The following is a 22,442-nucleotide window of genomic DNA, read 5'->3' as shown; positions in this document are numbered from 1 at the left end:
TTTTATAGTTATTAATAGACTTCTGTTTCGTCATTGTGGATGACGATTACAAAAATAGGGAGAAAAGGGGATTTAAGGGGAGAATCGTATTTCAGATAGTTGAGCCTATGTTACAGATTTCCTTCGGATGTTACATCTTGTTTTGCTGAGGTTACATTCAACGAAAAAATGCCTGTTACGGGAAAGAAAGGAAGGAAACCAGTTAACTCGTCAACTTTCCCTCATACCCCGTCCAGAAGGGGCAATTCCGGCAACATATCGTATTAGTTCCTTATTTCTGTCTTCTCACACCGGATCAGGACTTTCTGTTCATTAATCAAGGTCGTAGCGAACAGATAAACTTCTCCGCCTTCGTTCAATTTGATACGTTTACGGAGTTCCGCTACTGAACTTGGAAAGTTACGAACCGTGATATTGGCTTTCTTCAGATCTCCTAATACGCTTTTTAGTTCTTTCTTATTCAATGTACATATACCTGTTATCCGGAAGCTTCTTCCGGGGAAGTTCTTTATCGGTTCACCGGAAGTATAGAGGTGACTGTTAGGATGCAGTTTCTTTACCTTATATATACAGGCTACATTGCGGAAAGCCCCTGCTTTGAGGATGGGCGCATTGGGCTCATACAGATACTTATCTAAAGTACCGGTATATTCATTGGGGCTTGATTGTTCCTGTTCGCGGGTGAAAGTGAAGAACTGTCCGGTTGGCTCTGTATTTCTCCCATCCTTCGTTTGCAGATTGATGCAATGGATGGGAATATTCTCTGCGGCAACAGTGTTGTGTCCTAAGATAAGTAAGAGTTCCTTGCATTCATTGTTTACAGAAATGATATGCGCTTCCTGTACGTGATTTAAATCCTGAATGGCCAGAGATAAGTCGAGCATAGGAGAGAGTTTCACCATGATGTGCTGTGCTTTTTCGAGCAGTAGGGGTTCCAGTTCGGCTACATTTGGTTCACAGTCGGCAATGGCAACGGTCTTACCGCCATGTCCGTTGCGACGGGCGGGGTCAATGAATATCCAGTCGACGGAAGACATTTCTTGCAGATGCCGGATGGCGTCTTTGTTTTCTATCCGGATATGGTTCAGAGCCAGTAGTTGAAAGTTGTGCGAAGCAATCTCACAAAGTGCTTCCTGTCGTTCCACATAGGTGACGTGATGGAATTTCGGAGAAAGAAAAGCACAGTCTATGCCGAACCCTCCGGTTAAGTCGGTCAGTGTGCCAGAGGAAGACTCCGGAATGATAGATGCTTTGTATCGTGCTGTAGCTTCCGAGGAACATTGTTCTAACGATAGGTGGCGGGGATATAGAATGCCTTCTTCTGCATACCAGGACGGTATTTTCTCTGCCGCCGCCTGTCTGCCTGCTATCTGTGTCAGTGCAACAGGCATATCCACACCGGGATACTTCGGTGCTTGCAGAGCCAGGTTGCGTACATTATCCTTGCAATGTTCGTGTATAAAACGAAGGGTTTCGTCATTCAATTCCATAAACCTTGTCGTTTAGTAGTTTCTTTGAAGCCATAATCCGAAGAAACGGTCGTAAATCTGATAAGCTCCTGCCTCTTGCGTGACGAAATCCTTTTCCAACAGTCCTTTTAATGCCGATTGCACGGAGCTGGAAGATGGCAATTTATATTTCTTGATGAATGCACCGGAGGTGATGGCACTTGCTTTCCCTTCTTTGGTTATGGCAATGAGCAATTCTTTTTGTTTTTCGGGCATTCGGAAAAGGGTTTCGGAATAGGTATATTGAAATGAACCTATGATTTGGCAGATGGCTTCCTCTACCATCGAAATATCGGCAATCTGATTGACGGGTGTCATGTCATAAAGGGTGTGCAGTACTTTCTGCATATACCAGGTAATGCCTTCAAAATATTGGTATATCTGTTCGATAGCTTCTTTGGATATAGTCTTATTTGCTTCTTTGAAATGTTTCTGAGCAAATTTGATGTATTCTTCTAAAGGAATGCTTTCCAGATGCATCATCGATACGCTCTGATAAAAGGGACGTGATGCTGTCAGGAATATATTACCCATAATGTGCCTCTGGCTTCCGGCAAAGATGAAATGGGCATTGTTGCAATGTTGCACATAAGTACGCAGGGTAGCTTCTACATTGTCTTCTGCATAATTGGTAATTTGCTGGAATTCGTCAATGGCTACGATACAGGGCTTGTTTGCCTGTTCCAGATAATGAAATATTTCATCCAATGTAGCATCCGGAGACTGGATGTCTCCCAGGCCTAAATTGAATGAAGGGTTACCATTAAAGTCGAATGTCAGACTGGCTTGCAGCGACTTCATACTTTCCCAAAAAGTTTGTATTGCTTTCTTGCCCGAGGATTTCAATGACTCAATAATTTCTTTACTAAGGGCAAACACAAACTCACGTAGAGATTTGGTCGCATATATGTCAACAAAGAATGTGTAATATATCTTTTGAATTTCTTTACTCTGGAAACAATGACGTATCAATCCTGTCTTACCCATTCTTCGCGTTGAGATTAACGCGATATTATTACCATTAGTCATTTGGCGGATAAGTATCTCGCTCTCCGCTTTCCTGTCACAGAAATAGGCGGGGGATATGTATCCGTTTATAATAAAAGGGTTTCGGATGATTGGCATGGCTTCTTTACTTTATGATGATTATGCAAAGATAATTATTATAAAGTAATAATGCAAAGAAAATAATAATGGCTTCACTTACAGTTGTATTTATGCTTCCCGAAGCATCGTCTCCATGATATCCAGATCAGAGTTGACTTCACCTTGCAGCAAATACTTGTCCCGCTTACGGACTACCTTTTCATAAATCTCCTTCGCACGCTCCGGCCGGTTCTCCCAATACAAGGCAAGTGCACACAGCAGGCGTTGTTTGGAGGACATCATGATCTTGTATCGCTGGATGTATCTCTTTGTCCTGTCTGTATAAAGTCGCTCCACTTCTTCTTGTCTGCGTTCGCCTATCAGTTCGAGGAACAAGAGTTCACACTCGATTTCTTTTACGTATAATCCTACAATTTCTTCTTTGTGTTGCTCTATCTCGCTGAAAAGGACCTGTGCTGTCTTGAACTCTTTCCGGTCGACGTAGCGCGAGATATAGAGTAATTTTACGGCAACCTGCATGATATTCTTGTAGTCTGTCACTTCATCGTTCGGGAACCATTCGTCCGGCATATCTTTCAGTCTCATGCCTTTCTGGACTTCAGCGTTGACGGACAGTTGCAGGGCCAGGTACTTCCGGGTATTTAGGTCGCGGTGCATCAATATCAGGTTGTAGGCATCGTTCGTGATGCCCGACATTTTCAATGGGATGCCGTTCATCAGCGCCAGGAAGAGACCGCAGATAAAGGAAAATAGGAGGAATAGATGCAGGGGTAACGGCAGTTCAGGGTACGAAATCCAAAGAATAAGTGCGATGATTCCCGTCAGCAGATTCATCAGTACCCCACCTGCATTGTACCAGAAGTAAGGCATTTGTTCATAAGGCTTATCCGGTGGGGAGAGCAGGCATTGGCCGCCCGTGCCGGAGATGGAGAAGCGTTTGAAGCGGAACTTTCCACCTTCTTTTATCAGGGTGAGGCTGCCCACACGGAAAGAGACGAATCGGTAGCCGGTAGCAAGCCCGAAAATCAGATGTCCGCCTTCGTGCAGGATGATTTGTACGAAGACAGCAAGTATGAGGCAGATCAACGACAGGATACAGGAGAGCAATAATCTGCTGAGTTGTACATTCCCCATGTTGCCGAAGAATTCACTGAGGGTGGTTTCCGTAAAGAATGTAATGCAAAGCACCACTGCACCGAAGCCGATGCATGCACCCATCAGGGTGGAGAGTATAAGTTTGAGAGCTTGTTTCATAGTTCTATAGATGAAGTTCTTACCCGGTTTGTCTGCACAAATATAAAGGAATATGGGAAACTTTAGGGTATAACCTTGTATTTTTGTTTGGCTTCCTGCCGGCTGCACCAGTTGAAATGCCACCATTCGCTGGACAAAGCGCGAAAGCCTGCGGTGCGCATGACGCTACGCAGCAGTAACCGGTTGGCCTGTTCCTGCTTGGTGATTTTTCCGCTTTGCACCAGGGCGGCTTCATGGGTGATATGTGCTTCTGGACCGAGGTGGTCTACCTTCGTACCCATCGGCAGGGGGCGGCCGGCGGCATCCAGTATGCTGATGTCTACTGCCAGGCCGTAGTTGTGCAGTCCGCCGCCGCGTGCGGGGTTGGAGACGTAGATGTTCTTGGAGGTGCCTTTCACCACGTTCCACATCTGCTGCTGAACGCTCATGGGGCGGGCGGCGTCGTATACGATGAGGCGGTAGGCGGGGTGGCGTTTCTTCAGTTCCTGCTGTGCGCGGAGCAGGCCTTTTAGGGCGTCGGGGTGCAGATAGGCTTCGTGCAGGTCTTCGTAGAGAACTTTCCCGGTGAAGTTGTCCGCGCGGGTGTACATCAGGTCTATGACGATGCTGCTGTCTGCTTCGGCGATGTTCACCAGTCCGATGCTCTCCAGATATCTTGCTGTTTCGCTTTTCTGGGCGGATGCGGGGATGAACCAGAGGGAGAGTAGAAAATAATATATGTACTTCATGCTTTTTGCTTTGCCTGCAAAGATAGGAATTTCCGTTGAATGAGTCGTTTGCTACGGATACATAGATTTTGTCTATCCGGTGATAGAATTTATCTGTTTGATGTGAACTTAAGAATCCTTACATTTGTTTCATATATTAGTTCTCTAAACAATAAATACCATGGAAAAGAAAAAACTCACATCTGCTAACGGGCGCCCGATCGCCGACAATCAAAACACTCAAACTGCAGGACAACGTGGTCCTATCATGATGCAAGACCCCTGGTTCCTGGAAAAACTTGCACACTTCGATCGTGAAGTGATCCCCGAAAGACGTATGCATGCCAAAGGTTCCGGCGCATATGGTACGTTCACCGTGACACATGACATCACAAAGTACACCCGTGCCGCCATTTTCAGTGAGGTGGGCAAGAAGACGGAGTGCTTCGTACGTTTCTCCACCGTGGCTGGTGAGAGGGGAGCGGCGGATGCTGAGCGTGATATCCGTGGTTTTGCCATGAAGTTCTATACGGAAGAAGGTAACTGGGATTTAGTGGGAAATAATACTCCTGTATTCTTCTTGCGTGACCCGTTGAAATTTCCCGATCTGAATCATGCCGTGAAACGTGACCCGCGCACTAATATGCGTAGCCCGAACAATAACTGGGACTTCTGGACCTTACTACCTGAGGCGTTGCATCAGGTGACCATCACCATGAGCCCTCGTGGTATTCCTTATTCTTATCGTCACATGCATGGTTTCGGTAGCCATACTTATAGTTTCTATAATGCTGCCAACGAACGTATTTGGGTGAAGTTCCATCTACGTACCCTGCAAGGCATCAAGAACCTGAGTGACCAGGAAGCCGAAGCTATCATTGCAAAGGATCGTGAATCGCATCAACGTGATTTGTACGAGAGCATCGAAAAGGGTGACTTCCCGAAATGGCAATTCCAAATTCAGCTGATGACGGAAGAACAGGCAGACGAATATCGCATTAACCCCTTTGACCTTACGAAAGTATGGCCGCACAAAGATTTTCCGTTGCAGGACGTAGGTATCCTGGAGCTGAATCGTAATCCGGAGAATTACTTCGCTGAGGTAGAACAGGCTGCTTTCAATCCGCAGAATATTGTGGAAGGTATCGGTTTCTCTCCCGATAAGATGTTGCAGGGACGTCTCTTCTCCTACGGTGATGCACAGCGCTACCGCCTTGGAGTGAATGCGGAACAGATTCCGGTGAATAAACCCCGCTGTCCGTTCCATGCTTACCACCGCGATGGTGCTATGCGTGTGGATGGCAACTACGGAGGCGCCAAGAGTTACGAGCCCAACAGCTACGGCGAATGGCAGGATTCTCCCGAAAAGAAAGAACCGCCTTTGAAAGTTCATGGTGACGTTTATAACTATAACGAACGTGAGTATGATGACGATTACTTCAGCCAGCCGGGTGATCTTTTCCGCCTGATGTCTTCGGAGGATCAGCAACTGACGTGCGAAAATACTGCCCGTGCCATGGGTGATGCCGAACTCTTTATAAAGCAACGCCACGTGCGTAATTGCTATAAAGCGGATCCGGCTTATGGTACAGGGGTAGCTAAAGCCTTAGGCATAGATTTGGATGCTGCTTTGAAAGAAACTCGATAACCATAGAAAATATTGAACCCCTCCGAAGTAAGCCAATTCTTCGGAGGGGTTTTTCATACTCAATATTCATCACTCAGCGAAACGATCTTTAATTGCTTCTCGAGTACGTTCTGCGGTAAACCGGTGTGGATTTTTACTTTTACAGAACTTCCGGGAAGTATATCGAAATAGTTATCGCTGAACGAACTGTTTACATCTCCGGTCGCAATGAATACGGCACGAGCAAAGTTATCACTATTGAGCGTCACTTCAAAACCGTCTTCGATGGGCTGTATACTCTTCGTAATCATGGCGTGCGGATAGTTGACTTCTTTTTGTTTTACCAGGAAGTAGTTATTGGCATAGTCGTTCTTTCCTTTATCCGTCGACAAGACAGCATGAATAAAGACATCTTCCTTGCGTGCCCCGTTCAGCGCTTCTTCCAGTGGAATGGAGAAGAGTGTTCGGCTACTGTTAGCATCTATTTTTACATTACGATTATACTGGTTCAGAACTTCACCTGTCAGCTTTATAACACTTACTTCAAGTTTCCCGCTACAGGATTTGAGACGGTCGGAGACCACCTGGACTTTCAATATCCCTGACTCATCAGCTATGGGAGATACAAGGATATCCCGGTAAGCCTTGCGGGTAAAGTAATGTTGTGCCTTCCAGCGACCATAATAGTCGCGGCTTGCCCAAGAGGCTACCGGCCAACAATCGTTATGCTGCCAGAAGAGCGTACCCATGCAATAAGGCATATCCCGGCGGTGCGCTTCGATGGCTGTTTTGATCGCATCGCCTTGCAGCACATGATTCATATAAAGAAAAGCCTCGAAGTCTCTCGACTTGCGGTATTCATTCAGCAGATAAGTTTCAATCAGTTCATTGGCATGGGCTCCACCGCGCTGATGAGACATCATAACTTCCGAGTAGATATTCCAATCTTCCTCACATGGAGCATAGCGTTTCACCGATTCGAACTCCGGGAAAGACTGAAAGCCATATTCACTGAAGAAACGGCTCCGTTCCTTATTGTACATCTCAATCGGCTTCTTGCCGTGCCATACTTCCCAATAATGTCGGTCACCATTGTGGTCGTCACTGCCGCCATCATAGCGGGCAAAGGGGGAAGAAGGCCAATAAAAGCTTTCAGGAGCATATTCTTTGACTACTTGGGGAAGGGTGACATTGTATTGGTCGTTGAACTGCTTCCAGATGATCTGTTCGTATTCAGGATTCTGTTTTTTATATCGTTTCTGCCAGCCCCAATTGAACCAGGCATCGTTGCATTCGTTATTGCCGCACCAAAGGGCAATACAGGCATGGTTGCGGAGTCGCTTTACATTGTCAATAGCTTCCTGACGGATATTTTCCAAAAGTTCCCCTTCAGCCGGATAAAGACTGCATGCAAACATGAAATCTTGCCAGACAAGGATGCCGTAGCGGTCACAAAGTTCATAGAATACATCTTCTTCATAGATACCGCCTCCCCAGATGCGGAGCATATTCATGTGGACATTAGCTGCATCGAGGATAGTCTTTTCATACTGTTCCCGCGTGACACGTGGCAGGAAGTTATCCTGTGGAATGTAATTAGCGCCTTTGGCAAAGACAGGAACTCCGTTCAGTTCTACATAAAAAGTCTTTCCATCCTTATCCGGTTGGTTAATAATCTTAAGCGAGCGCAGGCCGACTTTCTTAGTTTCAGTATCAGCCGTACGATTGTCGATGGTGAGGTCCGTGCGGAAATCGTACAAATGGGCTTTGCCCAGCCCGTTGCTCCACCACAGTTTCGGGTTCCGGATGGAGAAAGGCAACGACACCTTGTTCATCCCCTTCTTGAGCGAAACGACTTGTCCCGCCAGGACTTTGCCGGAAGAAGCTTCGGTAATGCTGATATTGGCCTTTTCTATCTCTTTGTCCGCAAGGATTTCTATTTCTCCGAGAATGGTTGCATGGTTTTTGTTCACTTCCTGTTGGCGGATGAAGACATCATTGAGTTTCGCATCGTCCCAAGCCTCCACGTACACAGGGCGCCATATACCGGAAGTAACCAAGCGTGGCCCCCAGTCCCAACCGTAATGATAGCCTGCCTTCCGGGCAAATACGCTGACTTTCTTATTGAATACCCCGCCGTTTTCAGACTGGTCGTTGCTTGCTTCATATTGGTAGGGGAGAGCATCCCATTTGGGAATATCTACTTTGATGGGAGAATGGAAATAGATTTTCAATATGTTTTCGCCAGGTTCCAGATTTGGCTTTATGTTTGTTCTCCATTCGCGAAACATATTGTTGGCTTCCAGTATCTTCTTATTGTTCAGATATACGTCTGCATACGTATCCAGTCCTTTGAAGACGAGTTCAATGTTTTGTTTTTCCATCATTTCGGGAGTGAGCCGGAAAGTAGTCTGGTAAATCCAGTCTTCCTTATCAATCCATTGCATGCTGCGTTCGTTGAGGCGGAAGAAAGGGTCTTCAATAATTTTGTTGTCCATCAGGTCGGTATGTACCACACCGGGCACGGTGGCAGGATACCAGTTGTTCAGTCTGGCTTGTTTAAACTTCCAACCCTCGTTCAGCTCCCTCCGCAGGGGGACGGCTATGAGGAGGGCACTGCACAGGAGAGTTGAGGTCAGCATTGACGCTCGTTTCAGGTTTAAATTCGGCTTTTTCATATGTATAAGATGTTTGTCAGCCCAAAGATAATAATAATAGGCGCGGAATCTGCAGATTTCGCGCCTAAATCAGTATACCTTTACTCTATAATTTCCTTAGAGATGTGGAATGATTGTAATATAAATACCCGTAATAATAGCCGAAGTGATAACCCCGGAGATATTTGCCCCCAAGGCATCCCCCAGAATAAACGAGTCAGGATTATCCTTACTAACCAACTTTTGAGCTACCTTTGCCGTAGTAGGCACACAACTGACAGCTGCGATTCCGATTACCGGATTATAATTTCCTTTCTTAATGAAGTACATGATGTATCCTCCCATAATACCACCGATACCCGAAAGCAACAGTGCCACTATACCTAATACTAGCAATTTCAGAATCTTCGGATCGAGCAGCAAGTGCGCATCGCAAAGCACGCCCAGCAATACGCCCAACATAAATGTAGAGCCATAAAGCAGCGGGCCGCTGACGAAATCATAAATATGCTTCATGCCCGATTCGCGTACCGCCACTCCCAGGAAGAGAGAGAAGAACAACGGCGAAGCCACCGGAAACAAGAAGCACAACACCGCACACAGCACAGCCGAGAATGCCAGTTTCACCTTGGCATCGTAGTTCTTGGGAGCTTTCTTCGAAGTCATCTTGATGGCACGCAGGCGTTTTGGAACCAATAACTTCACCAGATACGGGTAGCCGCCATACGTCAGTCCCAGATACAGATAAGCTACCACTGTGATAGGTACAAATAAATGTTTGGCCAGCGCCAGCGATGTAAACAGCACCATAGGCCCGTCTGCACCTCCCACCATGGCCACGGAGGCACTTTCTTGCAATGTCAGTCCAAGGGCGGAAGCTACGGGTATAGTCAGGAAAGTTCCCAGTTCCGCACACAGCGCCAGGAAAAGGCTGACAAAAGGCTTCTGCAACAGAAAGCCCACATCCAGCAGCGTGCCTATCCCCATAAACACAAAGCAAGCTATCAATCCGTTGCTGAACGTCAGTGTATAGACAGGTTGCAAAAAGTCTATCTGCATCGTATTCATCAGGTCGTCCGTATCCGAAAGCATCGGATCGAGAAAGAGGTTGCCTAATGTGCCGTCCGGTATGAAAAGTGTTCCACAATTGATGGCAACCATACCCAGCCCCATCGGAATCATTACCATAGGCTCAAGTACTCCTTTCCAACCCAGATATATGAGTAACAAACCTAAAAGGATTAAAAACACACGGGCTGATGCAAGCAGATAGCCACTTTCCATCATTGTTCCAAAACCTTGGAATAGGGTCGCGAAATCTATATTTTCCATACTATTTTTTATTTGGTCTTACCGGTAGATTTTCCGGACTGTTTCTTGTTCTTATGATATAACATCTCTTCTTGTTGCTTCAGATACATCATGTGCGTATCTTCGGGATAGTAGTAATCCATCAGGTTAGCGTTGGAAACTCCGGCGCTTACTCCATGATAATATCCACGGTAGTCGGTAAGTTCACGGTTGACTCCGCGGCTGAACTCTTCGCGTTTATCGTTGTAGAGTCCATCTTCTTCCATGGGGATATCCCGTATCATGAGTTCTACCTTCTGGCGCAACTTGCGCAGGCGTCGCAGGCGAAGAAGTTCTTTCTGGTGCGAACTGTAAAAATCGAATGAGTCGGCAGCAACGGCAATCATTTTGATGATGAAAGCCACGAAGAAGCCGATCACGAACGTAAGCCCCATCATTTCGAGGGTGGCTATTAATAAATCGAGCATAGGATTTGCATTAATTTAGATGTGAATAAACAATAGGTTGGCCAAAGACATGCCAATGGCATACCTCCGGTAAAGGGGGGAGTAACAAGTAGAGTGATGGTTTAAATCAGAATATGCTTCAACTCGTAGACGTAATATCCGTAAGAATAACGGATAGCGCTGGGAGTGAAAGAGAGGCTGGCATTTTGTTCCACCGGTAAATGGGTGGAGAATATACGTTGCATCTGTCCTACAGACGGATGGATCTTAAGTTTTAGTAATTTCGATGGAGCATTAGCTTGATTATAAAAGTTCTCCTGAAAGAGGATACCGTTGATTTTACGTTCATTGTTTTCATCATTAAAGAACGGGCGGTGAGCAATGGTTGAGTAACAATCTGCTGACATTGAAATGAAACATCCTGTTTGTGTAGGGGTGACGGAAGTATCTGTCGAGGCTTCGGTAATCATCCGAAGTGCCGGCTGTTCCTCTTGCAGAATGACAGACATTCCTAATGAGAGGCATATGAACAGGAATATATAGTGCAGATGTTTCATCATAGCGTCCGCAAACATAACAAATATCTTTGTGTAATGTTGTCTCTCTTTCAAGAAAATTTTGTTAAATAGAGAACCGTTCCTTTGCGCATGTTCTGCAAATGTGTATATTTGGAATAATATATCTAAATATATTGTAAACCACAATAATTCAAATTCCTATGAGCAGTAATATATTTCTGATTATCGCCGTGGTCACAACTGGTATTTTTGTGATACAGTTCATTCTTTCCATTTTCTTCGGAGACATTGATGCGGATACAGACGTGGATGCCGACATCAGCAGCGTGGTGTCTTTTAAGGGACTGACACATTTCGGTATCGGTTTTGGATGGTACATGTATCTGATTGGAAATACTGACATTCAGAGTTATTCCATTGCCATTTTGATTGGTCTGTTTTTCGTTTTCGCTGTGTGGTTTCTTTATAAAAAAGCCTATCAGTTACAGCAGGTGAATAAGACGGAAAAGACGGAAAAATTAGTAGGCCGTGAATGTACCATCTACTTTGGGCAAGGAGATGGCAGATTTACTGTACAGGCAAGTCGCGACGGAGCTATGCGTGAGATAGATGTAGTATCTGAAACGAACAAGACTTATCAGACAGGTGATAAAACTATCATCACGGGCTATAAGGACGGAACTCTATATATTCAATAAAACAAAACTCAAAAACATAGATTTATGACACAAGAAATGATGATTATGGCCGCCATACTCGTGGCGGTTATCTTACTTACCTTCATTGGTATTCTTTCCCGTTACCGGAAATGTAAAAGTGACGAAGTACTGGTAGTATATGGTAAAACGGGCGGTGATAAGAAGTCAGCCAAGTTGTATCATGGTGGTGCTGCATTTGTGTGGCCGATAATCCAGGGGTATGAATTCCTGTCCATGAAACCGATGCAGATAGACTGTAAGCTGACAGGTGCACTGTCTGCCCAGAATATCCGTGTGGATGTACCGACTACGATTACGGTGGCTATCAGTACCGATCATGAGGTTATGCAGAATGCTGCCGAACGTATGCTGGGACTGACGATTGATGATAAGCAGAATCTGATAACGGATGTTGTGTACGGACAGATGCGTCTGGTGATTGCTGATATGACGATTGAAGAACTGAACTCCGACCGCGATAAATTCCTTTCTAAAGTAAAGGATAACATCGATACGGAACTTCGCAAGTTTGGTTTGTATTTGATGAACATTAACATCAGCGATATCCGTGATGCTGCCAATTATATTGTCAACTTAGGTAAGGAAGCTGAAAGTAAGGCACTGAATGAGGCTCAGGCAAACATTGAGGAACAGGAGAAACTGGGTGCCATCAAGATTGCCAATCAAATAAAGGAACGTGAGACGAAAGTTGCCGAAACGCGTAAAGACCAGGATATTGCCATTGCCGAAACTAAGAAATTGCAGGAAATCTCTGTGGCTAATGCTGATAAGGATCGAATCTCGCAGGTAGCTATTGCCAACGCTGAAAAAGAGTCGCAGGTGGCAAAGGCTGAAGCTGAAAAAAATATCAGGATTGAGCAGGCTAATACGGAAAAGGAAAGCCGTATTGCTGAACTGAATTCTGACATGGAGATTAAGCAGGCGGAAGCGGGAAAGAAAGCTGCCATCGGACGAAATGAGGCGCAGAAAGCCGTGGCACAATCTGATGCGGAGCTGGCTGTAACGCGTGCCAATGCCGACAAACAGGCCGGTGAAGCTGAAGCACGTTCGGAAGCTGCCGTACAGGCTGCCCGCGAAATAGCTCAAAAAGAAGTGGAAGAGGCTAAAGCCCGTAAAGTGGAATCTTCTTTGAAGGCTGAAAAGATTGTACCTGCTGAAGTTGCAAAGCAAGAAGCCATTCTTCAGGCTGATGCTGTTGCCGAAAAGATTACCCGTGAGGCTGAAGCTCGTGCAAAAGCAACTCTGGCACAGGCCGAGGCTGAAGCAAGAGCCATCCAGATGAAGTTGGAAGCTGAGGCTGAAGGTAAGAAGAAATCATTGCTTGCTGAAGCTGAAGGTTTCGAGGCTATGGTACGTGCGGCGGAATCTAATCCGGCTATTGCCATCCAGTATAAGATGGTAGATCAATGGAAAGAAATTGCCGGAGAACAGGTGAAAGCATTCGAACACATGAATTTAGGAAACATTACTGTATTCGATGGTGGAAACGGAGGTACAAGCAACTTCCTGAGTTCGCTGGTGAAGACGGTTGCTCCGAGCCTCGGTGTACTGGACAAACTGCCTATTGGTGAAACCGTAAAGGGAATCATCCACCCGGAAGGAAAGGAAGATAAGCAGGAAGCCCAAAAGGATGAACCAAAGAAAGACGATAAGAAGAAATAATCAGATAACCTTATCTGCTAAAAAAGAAGCGAAGAATCCACAATGGGGCGGATTCTTCGCTTTTGCTTTATAGAATAGTTTAGGTCTTTATATTCCCAGTCGTTCTTTCAATAGCCGGTAGCCCGTCAGGCTAACCCGCAACTTGGTTCCGTTTTTCAATAACACCTGGTAGGTTTCTTTTCCGAATAGTTCTACCCGCGATATCTGTGTCACGTTTACAATGGTGGAACGATGGATACGTACAAAGTTGTCACTTGGCAGATGTCCTTCAAAATACTTCATGGTTTGCTCTTTGATGTACTCTCCTGTGGGGGTGATCAAAGTCGTATAATCTCCACACGCCTGGATATATAGAAGTTCATCTACTTTGATGATATGTATTCGTGCTCCGTCCTTTACAGTAATGCGGTCAATGGTTTCCTCTTGTACTTCCGGTTTTTTTTCTTTTGTGGCTTGCGGTACAATGAATTCATCTTCTTGTGCTTCCGGAGTTTTCACTACTATCAGGTGATACCATAATATAATGGCTATCCATGTCGGTATGCCGAACAGAAGCCTGAAAGGTATGGTAGAGGCAAAAGAAATATAAGGTGTTCCTGCAATTCTTACCATAATGTCGCAGACCATGAAGCTGCCCGCAATCCAGAGCAATATTCCTGATACAACCGTAATGACATTTGTCTGGAGAATGGATACTTGGCCTACTACAAACCAAGCCAGGTATGCCAGTGCCGCAAGCCATCCGATTGTTGTGACTCCGTCGATGATGGCAGGTAGCCAGTCGGCTCCGGTATATCCCCACAACAGAGTTGCCTGGATGATTGCCAGAACCAATGCCAGCACAAGCATCGGAAACCAACGATAAGGATAATCTATAATTGGATGTGCTCTCATAGGATTAGTCTTTAATCTCTAATCCACCGAAGGAAATATTTCCACGGATTATGAGTGTACTTTCTTTATTAATATTCGCTCCCTGCCAACGCTTATCCTCGCATCCGCCGGCAAAAGCATTGCATTGCAGTAGAATATTCCAGTCTGAAGGAATGTACAATTCTATTCCACTACAAGTACAGTCGATATCAATATATGTTTCTCCCGGTGCAAGATGCGTGTGGCGCAGATCGATGACAGTCCCTCCGAATGAAGCCCGGATACTGGCTCCTTTAAACAATTCATCCAATACGACATGGCGTACAGAACCAAAAGCATTGTCGGAACGCAGATAACCGTTTTCCGATTCGCATTGTTGCTCATTGTTTTCCATATTCATGTGCATATGTCCACCTCTTCTTTTAGCCCAGTCCTGATAACGGCCACTCATATGGCTTTTCATCCAGCGTTCCCTACGGCGGGATTTTACAAAGAACAGGATACCTGCCACAATCAGTGCAACAGGCCAGACAAAGGTCTGTGAGTTCTCCGGTAACCACGATAATCCTCCAACTAAGAAATAGACGCCTATCAGGGTGAGGATAGAACCACTCAGATAATGGCGGCGCGTCATCGTGTAGAGACCTAATACAATGAGAAGACTATGCCAGGATACCACTATGCTAAATAAGTCATACGTAATCCAACCTACGTTACGGGCAAACAGTAATATTCCGGAGATGATGAAGAGCGAAGCTATCAGTGCTTTGCCCGATAAGCCTGCATGAGACGGGAAGTTTTGTTTCTTTTCCATTATTTCTATTGTTATTGATTCATATTCCATTGTTATGGGTTGATGGCTCAAAGGTAAGCGAATTATTCATCCCTGTATAGCCCTTCCGGGTGATTTCCGGTAGAAAAGCCGATGAGTTCCGGGTATGAATCGGTGAATTCGGAGGGCTTTCGTACGATATCGACACAGATTAGTCCTATTTTTATATAGGTTGTACATAGATTCCGCTATTTTTGTTTCTATAAAAAAAGGAACCTTATAACTGAAGTATACGATGATGAAAAAGACTCCCTTATCAATAATAGTGTTGCGGATGCTGTTACTGCTCTCATTTTTGATTCCCGGATTGTTGTTCGCACAGGATATCCATTTTCAAACATTCGGAGTAGAAAATGGCATCTCGCAACCAACAGTTACATCTATTTATCAGGATGAATTCGGGATAATCTGGATAGGTACTAAAGATGGTTTGAACCGTTATAACGGTACCGATTTTTATATATTCCGCCCGATTGAGAATGATAAGCATAGTCTTTATAATAATAATATAGGTACGATTTGTGGTGATAAGGATGGGCATATTTATATTCGTTGCAAGTATGCCGTAGTTGAATATGATATTAAGAAGAATATTTTTCATACGATTCGCGATAATAACATTCAGGCCATTAGTTACGGTAACTCTCGGCTGTGGGCTTGTACCAGAGACTCTTTATTCACCTATAACCGTGCGGAAGATAGGTTGGAATATTATTATCACCTGGAGGATGTACGCATGTCCTGTGTGACCGAAGACCATGAAGGAAACCTATATGTAGGAACCATGAATAATGGCTTGTACATGCTGGACAGTAATAAGAAATGGCTTAATTATCTCCCAACAAAGGATATAACCTGTATTTATGAAGACTCCAAAAAGAATATTTGGGTAGGTACCAAAGATGACGGGCTTTTCCGACTGGACAGGAACGGTGGAAAAACAAACTATGTGCATGCACCTTATAAGAATGGACTTTCCAGCAATTACGTCCGTTGTGTGGTTGAAGATAACTTAGGTAACTATTGGGTGGGGACTTTTAAAGGTTTGGATAGATTGGATGTCACTACCAATACTTTCACCAATTACAGTGAAGATAATAAACCCTATAGCTTGAGTAATTCTTCCATCATCTGTATGATGAAGGATCAGCAAGGAACTTTCTGGATTGGCACTTATTATGGCGGGGTTAATCTGTTTAATCCGGACTATGAGATTTATACCTATTATTATTCCGATGAATCTCAGCAAGGAAAGCTGACCTCTCCTTTTGCCGGACGAATGAGAGAAGATTCCAAAGGTGGTATCTGGATTGCAACAGAAGGTGGTGGAGTGAACTATCTCGATCGAAAAACAAGAAGCTTCGCAGAGTTTAAGTATGATATAAATAAGAACTCTCTTGCATCCAATACGGTACAATCCTTGCATTTAGATGAAGATAACCAGACTCTGTGGATTGGTACACTACGGGGAGGACTGGATAAGCTGGACTTGAAAACGCATAGATTTACCAACTACAGGCATATTCCCGGGAAAGAGAATTCATTGATTAACGATATAGTTCGCAAAATTATTCCGTATAAAGGGAATCTTTTACTGGCAACCCATAACGGAATAGGATCATTCGATCCTCAAACAGGAGAGTGCACAAAGCTACTGAAAGATAGTAGACTCAATAACAGACAGATCATTGATATGCTTCTTGACAGGAACAATAATTTATGGTTCTCCTATTCATTGGGACTGGTTAAATATAATCTTGAAACCCGGAAACAAGATGAGTATTTCGTTCCTAATAGTTCGAAGCGGGTTATAGGCAGTAATCTGATAAATGTACTTTTTGAAGATAAGAAAGGTAATATCTGGGCAGGTTCTTCGGGAGATGGTATATTCCTATATGAGCCGGATATCAATTCATTCAAACCGTTTAACTCACACAATTCGGACCTGATCAATGATTATATCCTCGATATAAAAGAGTCTTTGTCCGGTTATCTCCTGATAGCCAGTAATCAGGGCTTTTCACGTTTTGATATGGAGAACCAGCGCTTTTATAACTATAATAAACAGAATGGTTTTCCGATGACGGCATTGAACCCTTACGGATTGTTTGTGGCCAGCGATAATGAGATCTTTCTTTCCGGTCCCAAGATGATGATCTCTTTCTTTGAAAAAGAATTGAATTCTTATGTAAAGCCCTATCAGCTTAACTTCACCTCATTGGAAGTGAATAACCAGGTTATATTGCCGAATGATGACTCCAATATTCTCTCTGAGTCTATTTTGTATCAGCCACAAATTACGCTGAATCATAACCATTCCATCATCACTATAAATTTCTCGTTATCCAATTATGTATCGGTACTGAGAAACCGGATTTACTATAAATTGGAGGGATTTGATAAAGACTGGATGAGTGCAGGTTATCGTAAAGGCATTACTTACACCAACCTGAATCCGGGTAAGTATAAGCTAAAGATAAAGAGCTCTGAGGAATATTCCGGTAAGGAAAGTATCTTTAAGGAAATTGATATTGTGGTGAAGCCACCTTTCTACAAATCGGTCTGGGCATATTGTATTTACGTTATTATTTTGATTGTATCTGTCTATATAGTGGTTAGTTTCTATTCTTCCAAATTAAAGTTGCGGGCTTCACTTGAATACGAGAAGAAAGAGAAGAAACAGATAGAAGAACTGAACCAGTCCAAACTTCGTTTCTTTACCAATATTTCACATGAATTCCGTACTCCGCTCACATTGATTGTGAGCCAGTTGGAGATGCTGATGGAAAGGAATGATATTCAGCCGTTAGTGTACAATAAACTGGTGAATATCCATCGAAATACATTACGTATGAAGCGCCTGATAACCGAGCTTCTTGATTTCAGGAAACAAGAACAGGGTTTCGAGAAGTTCAAATACAGCAAGCAGGATATTTATGCGTTCCTGGATGAAATCTATCTGTCTTTCAAGGAGTATGCACGGGGTAAACAGATTAATCTTGAATTTCTTAATAAGGATAGGAATCTGGAAGTCTGGTTTGATGTGGTACAGCTTGAAAAGGTGATTTATAACTTGCTGTCCAATGCTTTCAAATATACATCTCTGGGTGGTACAGTCTCTTTATCAGTACAGGAATATGAAAATAGTGTGGTTATTCTTATTTCAGATACGGGTATCGGTATTGCCGAAAAGAGCTTGGATAAGATATTCGATCGTTTTTATCAGGTCGACAGCACAGACAACCAGAAAGGTACGGGCATAGGATTGGCACTTGCTAAAAGTATAATTGAAGCCCATAAAGGCAAAATCAGTGTGCGGAGCATGGAGGGAAAGGGAACCACTTTTGTGGTTGAATTGCCTTTGGGAGATAGTCACATTGCCGATTCACAGAAAGTGGCAACTCCCGATATCGATTCATCATGCATTTCAGAATTGACCATGTATGGTGACAAGGCACTGACTGATGTGGTGGATGATGAGAATCCTGCTAATGAATCGGAAGATACAAAGAGTAAAATCCTGATTGTTGAAGATAATGAAGAACTCAGAGGCTTACTGGTCCGTCTGTTCTCCAAAGTATATTCCGTTTGCGAAGCGCAGGATGGTGAAGAAGGACTGGAAAAAACAAAAGAAATACAGCCCGATATTGTACTGAGCGATATCATGATGCCCAAGATGTCCGGTATAGAAATGTGCAGGAAGATAAAGAGTAATTTTGAAACATCCCATATCCCTGTGATATTACTGACGGCCCAGACAGCCGAAGAATATACAATGCAAGGGTTAAAAATGGGCGCAGATGACTATGTGACTAAACCTTTTAATGTGAAACATTTGTTTATGCGTTGTAACAATCTGGTAAACAGCAGAAAGCTGTTACAGAAAAAATATGCAAAACAAATGGATAACAATGTGGATATACTGGCAACGAATAGCGCAGACCATCAGTTCATGGAACAATGTGTAGCGTGTATTGAACAGAATCTGGATAATCCGGATTTTGACGTGAATATGTTTGCCCAGGCCATGAATACCGGCCGTACCAAACTCTTCCTGAAGATTAAGGGTATCACAGGGCAGACACCCAATGACTTCATTCTGAATATCAGATTGAAGAAGGCGCAGATGCTACTGAAACAGATGGATACGAAGACTGTTTCGGAGATAGCATATGAAGTTGGCTTCAACTCCCCAAGCTATTTCATAAAACGTTTCAGGGAGTTGTTCGGGGTGACTCCCGCCCAATATCAGAAAGGAGAAGAATAAGTTTACTATTATAATTGATACTATGAAAACAAGATTATTGTGTGCTTTATGTGCATTATTTCCGTTGTCTCTGTTGGCGGCAAAGGTTCATAAGATAACTCCTGTCACTACCGATAAGGATATCAGGATTGAAGTAATGTTGTCTGCTGAGGCGAACGAAAGTTTGTCCCTTGATGCTGTAATTACGCATGCCCGGAGTAAGGCGATATTATGCAGCCATTCCGGAGAATTTTATTTTAAGAATAAAGTGGATACAACGGTGGTCTGGAAAATAGACCAATTGACTCCTGAATTATGGAGTCCTGTTAATCCTGCACTTTATGACTTGGAAGTAAAGGCGGGTACTGAAACTTTTCATAAGCGGATTGGGTTCAGAAAGTTCGAGATGCGGGATGGTGTATTTTATTTGAATGATAAACCTATCTATCTGCGGGGTAATGCCATTAATCCGCCTGAGCGGGGAATACCCGAACAGCTGGAAAGAAGCAAAGACTTTGCACGTGATTATGTTCGCTTTATGAAGAGCCTGAACATAAATATCATCCGTATTCCCGATGACCAGAATTGGATGGATGTGTGCGATGAAGAAGGTATGATGATATTTGCCGGTCGGTATGGTCGTCCCAAACATGCAACCAAGACTGCACCACCGACAGACTTTGACCTGTCACTCAGAACCTATAAGGAAATTGATCTGGGACCGTTCACTCCCCATCCTTCCGTAGTCATCTATATTTTATCCAATGAAATGCCTTATGAAGGTAAAACGGGCGATCTGTATCGGAAGTTCTTGACAAAGATGTGTAGTGAACTCAAGAAATGGGATGATACCAGATTGTATATAGGCAATACCGGTTATGGGCTGGGACATTCGGGCGATATCTATGATGTACATAGGTATTGGGGATGGTATTATAATACTTTCCTTACTTATCTCAATATGCGTGATAAGGCGATGTGGCAAAATTCGGGAAGAGTACAACCGATTACTTTTACCGAATGTGTAGGAAACTATACAGGAATAGACGGGCGTTTCAACCTCTGCTCCAGAACCAAACAACCGGGTTCGCAGAAGTGTTGGACAGGACATCTGCCCGATGATGAACAAGCCGGAGCAGCTATGACCTATCAGGCTTTTGTACTGAAGAATGCAACGGAATTATTCCGTCGGTTGAGAAGGCAAAACAGCTGCCTGGCAGGTACCATGCCTTTTACAATTATATTTCATAACTGGGATGGAGTAAAATCCTTTGCCGAGATGAAACCGAAACCTGTAGCCTGGCAATATCAGATCAGCTATCAGCCTGTATTGCTGAGTTGGGAGAATTGGCAGTCGCAGATTTATGCAGGGAGTAAGCTTGCGGTGGTAGCCCATGTTGTCAATGACGATGATTATGGCAATGATTTGGATGAAGTTCATTTGCAGTGGTGGATTGAAAAGGAAGGTGAGAAAGTATTGGCGGGAGAGGTCGATCTTCCATCTGTTCCTTATTATGGCACTTGTAAAAGGCCTTTGTCAATAGATATTCCTCAGAATCTGGCTTCGGGAGACTATATGCTGAAAGGTGAGATTTGGTCGAAAGGCAGTAAGGTGTCCTATAATGAGAGTGAACTGTTCATAGCCGGAAAAGACTGGCGGGGTACAGAGGTGATGAAGAAAACCATTTATGTGTACGATTCTTCGGCAGGAGAGCAAACCTTGAGCTGTTTGCAAAAACTCGGTTACCCTGTAAAAGCGGTACGTATGGTTAAGGAATTACCCCGGAATTCTACCTTAATTCTGGCTAAGAATTCATGGGATGATTCACTGAATAATCAGTCAGAGCAGTTGAAAGAATATGTAAGTAAGGGTGGGCGCATTATTTGCCTGCAACAGGATGCTGCAACATTCAATCAATCGTGGCTGCCAACTTCCGTGGAGTTTCTGAAAGACAGCAATAATGATCCGGTTTATCTTTCACCGTCTCTGGCGTATGCGGATGGTATGAATATCAATCTTGAACGTCCGTATCATCCGGTTTTTAACGGATTAACCCCTAAGCAGTTCCGCCTTTGGTCCGACTATACCTCCTATGATGAATCGAAGAAAGGCTTTCCTGCCATTTATCCGGTGGACAAAGGATATGATCTTCGTGAATCCGGGATGGAGAATGTAGCCGTCCTTGCCAACTATAGCCGTGCTTTGGCTGCGACAGCCTTGTCGGAGATGTTTATGGGTAAAGGCTCCATACTGTTGTCTGGTTTCGATTTGATTAATCATTGTGGAGTAGACCCCGTAGCTGATAAACTCCTTTTCAATATGCTTCGTTATATGTCTGTCGACAAGCAGCATGAACCGTATGTGGAAGTGACTGACTCAATTATCTGGGGAGACTATGCTTCCGAACGGGGAATCGTGAACGCACCTTGTAATGGGCTGATGGTAAACACTGTTCCTATCATTCCAAAAGGACAGGAGCATGACCCCAGATATGAAGTGAAGATTGATGAATATGGTTACCAGTATGCCGGTGCTTATGGTGGGTGGAATTCAAAACCGGGTGTGCAATATGTACCTTATGGAAGAAGGCCTATGGCTCCATTCACTTTTTCAAAAGGAGGAAGCCCGTTGATCAGTAAATCATCTACCAGTGGCGAAGGATATTTCTATATGACATTGTCCGGGAAGAAGAAAACCATGATTACCATATTGGAGAATCCTGTGGACGAGCCTCTTAACATCAGTATCACCATCAATGACAAAACAACAGGGAACTATGTGCTTCAACCCAAGCAACAATTAAGTGTCGAAACAGATATCTCGCATATAAAGAATAGAATGAAAGTTTCCCTGAAAGGAGACCGTCGGGTGATATTGCTGAAAACAATATTAAGTACAGGGCGTCCGGATCATACGGAATAAGATTTCTGATAGTTGCCAATCCGATGGCAAAATGCCAGTATTAAACACGACT

General features: G+C 44.0%; 15 protein-coding genes. 5 read left to right on the top strand and 10 right to left on the bottom strand.

Annotated features, from left to right (window positions below; genetic code table 11):
* Nucleotides 1-263: 263 nt before the first annotated feature.
* The 4 genes from DWW10_RS09035 to DWW10_RS09020 all read right to left on the bottom strand — a co-directional run bounded on the left by DWW10_RS09035 (nt 264) and on the right by DWW10_RS09020 (nt 4,597).
* Nucleotides 264-1,490 (bottom strand): THUMP-like domain-containing protein, encoded by a 1,227-nt coding sequence (locus DWW10_RS09035; RefSeq protein ID WP_022393004.1) that lies wholly within the window; start codon nt 1,488-1,490, stop codon nt 264-266.
* A 12-nt stretch (nt 1,491-1,502) separates the two neighbouring features.
* Nucleotides 1,503-2,633 carry an AAA family ATPase gene (locus DWW10_RS09030; RefSeq protein ID WP_022393003.1) on the bottom strand — a complete coding sequence of 377 codons (1,131 nt, stop codon included), beginning with the start codon at nt 2,631-2,633 and terminating at the stop codon, nt 1,503-1,505.
* 90 nt (nt 2,634-2,723) lie between these two features.
* Nucleotides 2,724-3,869 (bottom strand): zinc metalloprotease, encoded by a 1,146-nt coding sequence (locus tag DWW10_RS09025; RefSeq protein WP_022393002.1) that lies wholly within the window; start codon nt 3,867-3,869, stop codon nt 2,724-2,726.
* Between the two features lie 62 nt (nt 3,870-3,931).
* Nucleotides 3,932-4,597, bottom strand: a complete 666-nt coding sequence (locus DWW10_RS09020; protein WP_022393001.1) for a M15 family metallopeptidase — start codon at nt 4,595-4,597, stop codon at nt 3,932-3,934.
* A gap of 160 nt (nt 4,598-4,757) precedes the next feature.
* Between DWW10_RS09020 and DWW10_RS09015 the strand changes: the two genes are divergently transcribed.
* A complete protein-coding gene (locus DWW10_RS09015) occupies nt 4,758-6,224 on the top strand; it encodes a catalase (protein ID WP_022393000.1) in 1,467 nt (488 codons plus the stop codon).
* A gap of 59 nt (nt 6,225-6,283) precedes the next feature.
* Here DWW10_RS09015 and DWW10_RS09010 read toward each other — a convergent pair whose 3' ends face one another.
* The 4 genes from DWW10_RS09010 to DWW10_RS08995 form a co-directional block, all read right to left on the bottom strand.
* Nucleotides 6,284-8,881, bottom strand: coding sequence for a beta-mannosidase (locus tag DWW10_RS09010; RefSeq protein ID WP_022392999.1), 2,598 nt, complete (start codon nt 8,879-8,881; stop codon nt 6,284-6,286).
* Nucleotides 8,882-8,977: 96 nt separating this feature from the next.
* Complete coding sequence (locus tag DWW10_RS09005; protein ID WP_022392998.1) at nt 8,978-10,192, bottom strand: sodium ion-translocating decarboxylase subunit beta; 1,215 nt, start codon at nt 10,190-10,192, stop codon at nt 8,978-8,980.
* Between the two features lie 8 nt (nt 10,193-10,200).
* Complete coding sequence (locus tag DWW10_RS09000; protein WP_022392997.1) at nt 10,201-10,638, bottom strand: hypothetical protein; 438 nt, start codon at nt 10,636-10,638, stop codon at nt 10,201-10,203.
* A gap of 101 nt (nt 10,639-10,739) precedes the next feature.
* Nucleotides 10,740-11,192 (bottom strand): hypothetical protein, encoded by a 453-nt coding sequence (locus DWW10_RS08995; RefSeq protein WP_022392996.1) that lies wholly within the window; start codon nt 11,190-11,192, stop codon nt 10,740-10,742.
* A 143-nt stretch (nt 11,193-11,335) separates the two neighbouring features.
* On the opposite strand from DWW10_RS08995, the gene DWW10_RS08990 reads away from it, so the two are divergent.
* Nucleotides 11,336-11,833: a hypothetical protein gene (locus DWW10_RS08990; protein ID WP_009130248.1), complete on the top strand. Its 498-nt coding sequence runs from the start codon at nt 11,336-11,338 to the stop codon at nt 11,831-11,833.
* A gap of 24 nt (nt 11,834-11,857) precedes the next feature.
* Nucleotides 11,858-13,516, top strand: a complete 1,659-nt coding sequence (locus tag DWW10_RS08985; RefSeq protein ID WP_009130249.1) for a flotillin family protein — start codon at nt 11,858-11,860, stop codon at nt 13,514-13,516.
* 87 nt (nt 13,517-13,603) lie between these two features.
* Here DWW10_RS08985 and DWW10_RS08980 read toward each other — a convergent pair whose 3' ends face one another.
* A complete protein-coding gene (locus DWW10_RS08980) occupies nt 13,604-14,410 on the bottom strand; it encodes a LytTR family DNA-binding domain-containing protein (protein ID WP_022392995.1) in 807 nt (268 codons plus the stop codon).
* 4 nt (nt 14,411-14,414) lie between these two features.
* Nucleotides 14,415-15,203 carry a LiaF transmembrane domain-containing protein gene (locus DWW10_RS08975; RefSeq protein WP_022392994.1) on the bottom strand — a complete coding sequence of 263 codons (789 nt, stop codon included), beginning with the start codon at nt 15,201-15,203 and terminating at the stop codon, nt 14,415-14,417.
* A gap of 292 nt (nt 15,204-15,495) precedes the next feature.
* Between DWW10_RS08975 and DWW10_RS08970 the strand changes: the two genes are divergently transcribed.
* Together DWW10_RS08970 and DWW10_RS08965 are read left to right on the top strand one after the other, a co-directional pair.
* Nucleotides 15,496-19,488 (top strand): hybrid sensor histidine kinase/response regulator transcription factor, encoded by a 3,993-nt coding sequence (locus tag DWW10_RS08970; protein ID WP_118420794.1) that lies wholly within the window; start codon nt 15,496-15,498, stop codon nt 19,486-19,488.
* Nucleotides 19,489-19,510: 22 nt separating this feature from the next.
* Nucleotides 19,511-22,390, top strand: a complete 2,880-nt coding sequence (locus tag DWW10_RS08965) for a glycoside hydrolase family 2 TIM barrel-domain containing protein (RefSeq protein WP_022392992.1) — start codon at nt 19,511-19,513, stop codon at nt 22,388-22,390.
* Nucleotides 22,391-22,442 lie beyond the last annotated feature (52 nt).

Origin of the sequence: Bacteroides intestinalis (assembly GCF_003464595.1) — a bacterium.
Lineage (GTDB): Bacteria > Bacteroidota > Bacteroidia > Bacteroidales > Bacteroidaceae > Bacteroides > Bacteroides intestinalis_A.
Note: the sequence above shows the minus strand (reverse complement) of the source record. Positions and strands in the feature narration are given on the sequence as shown.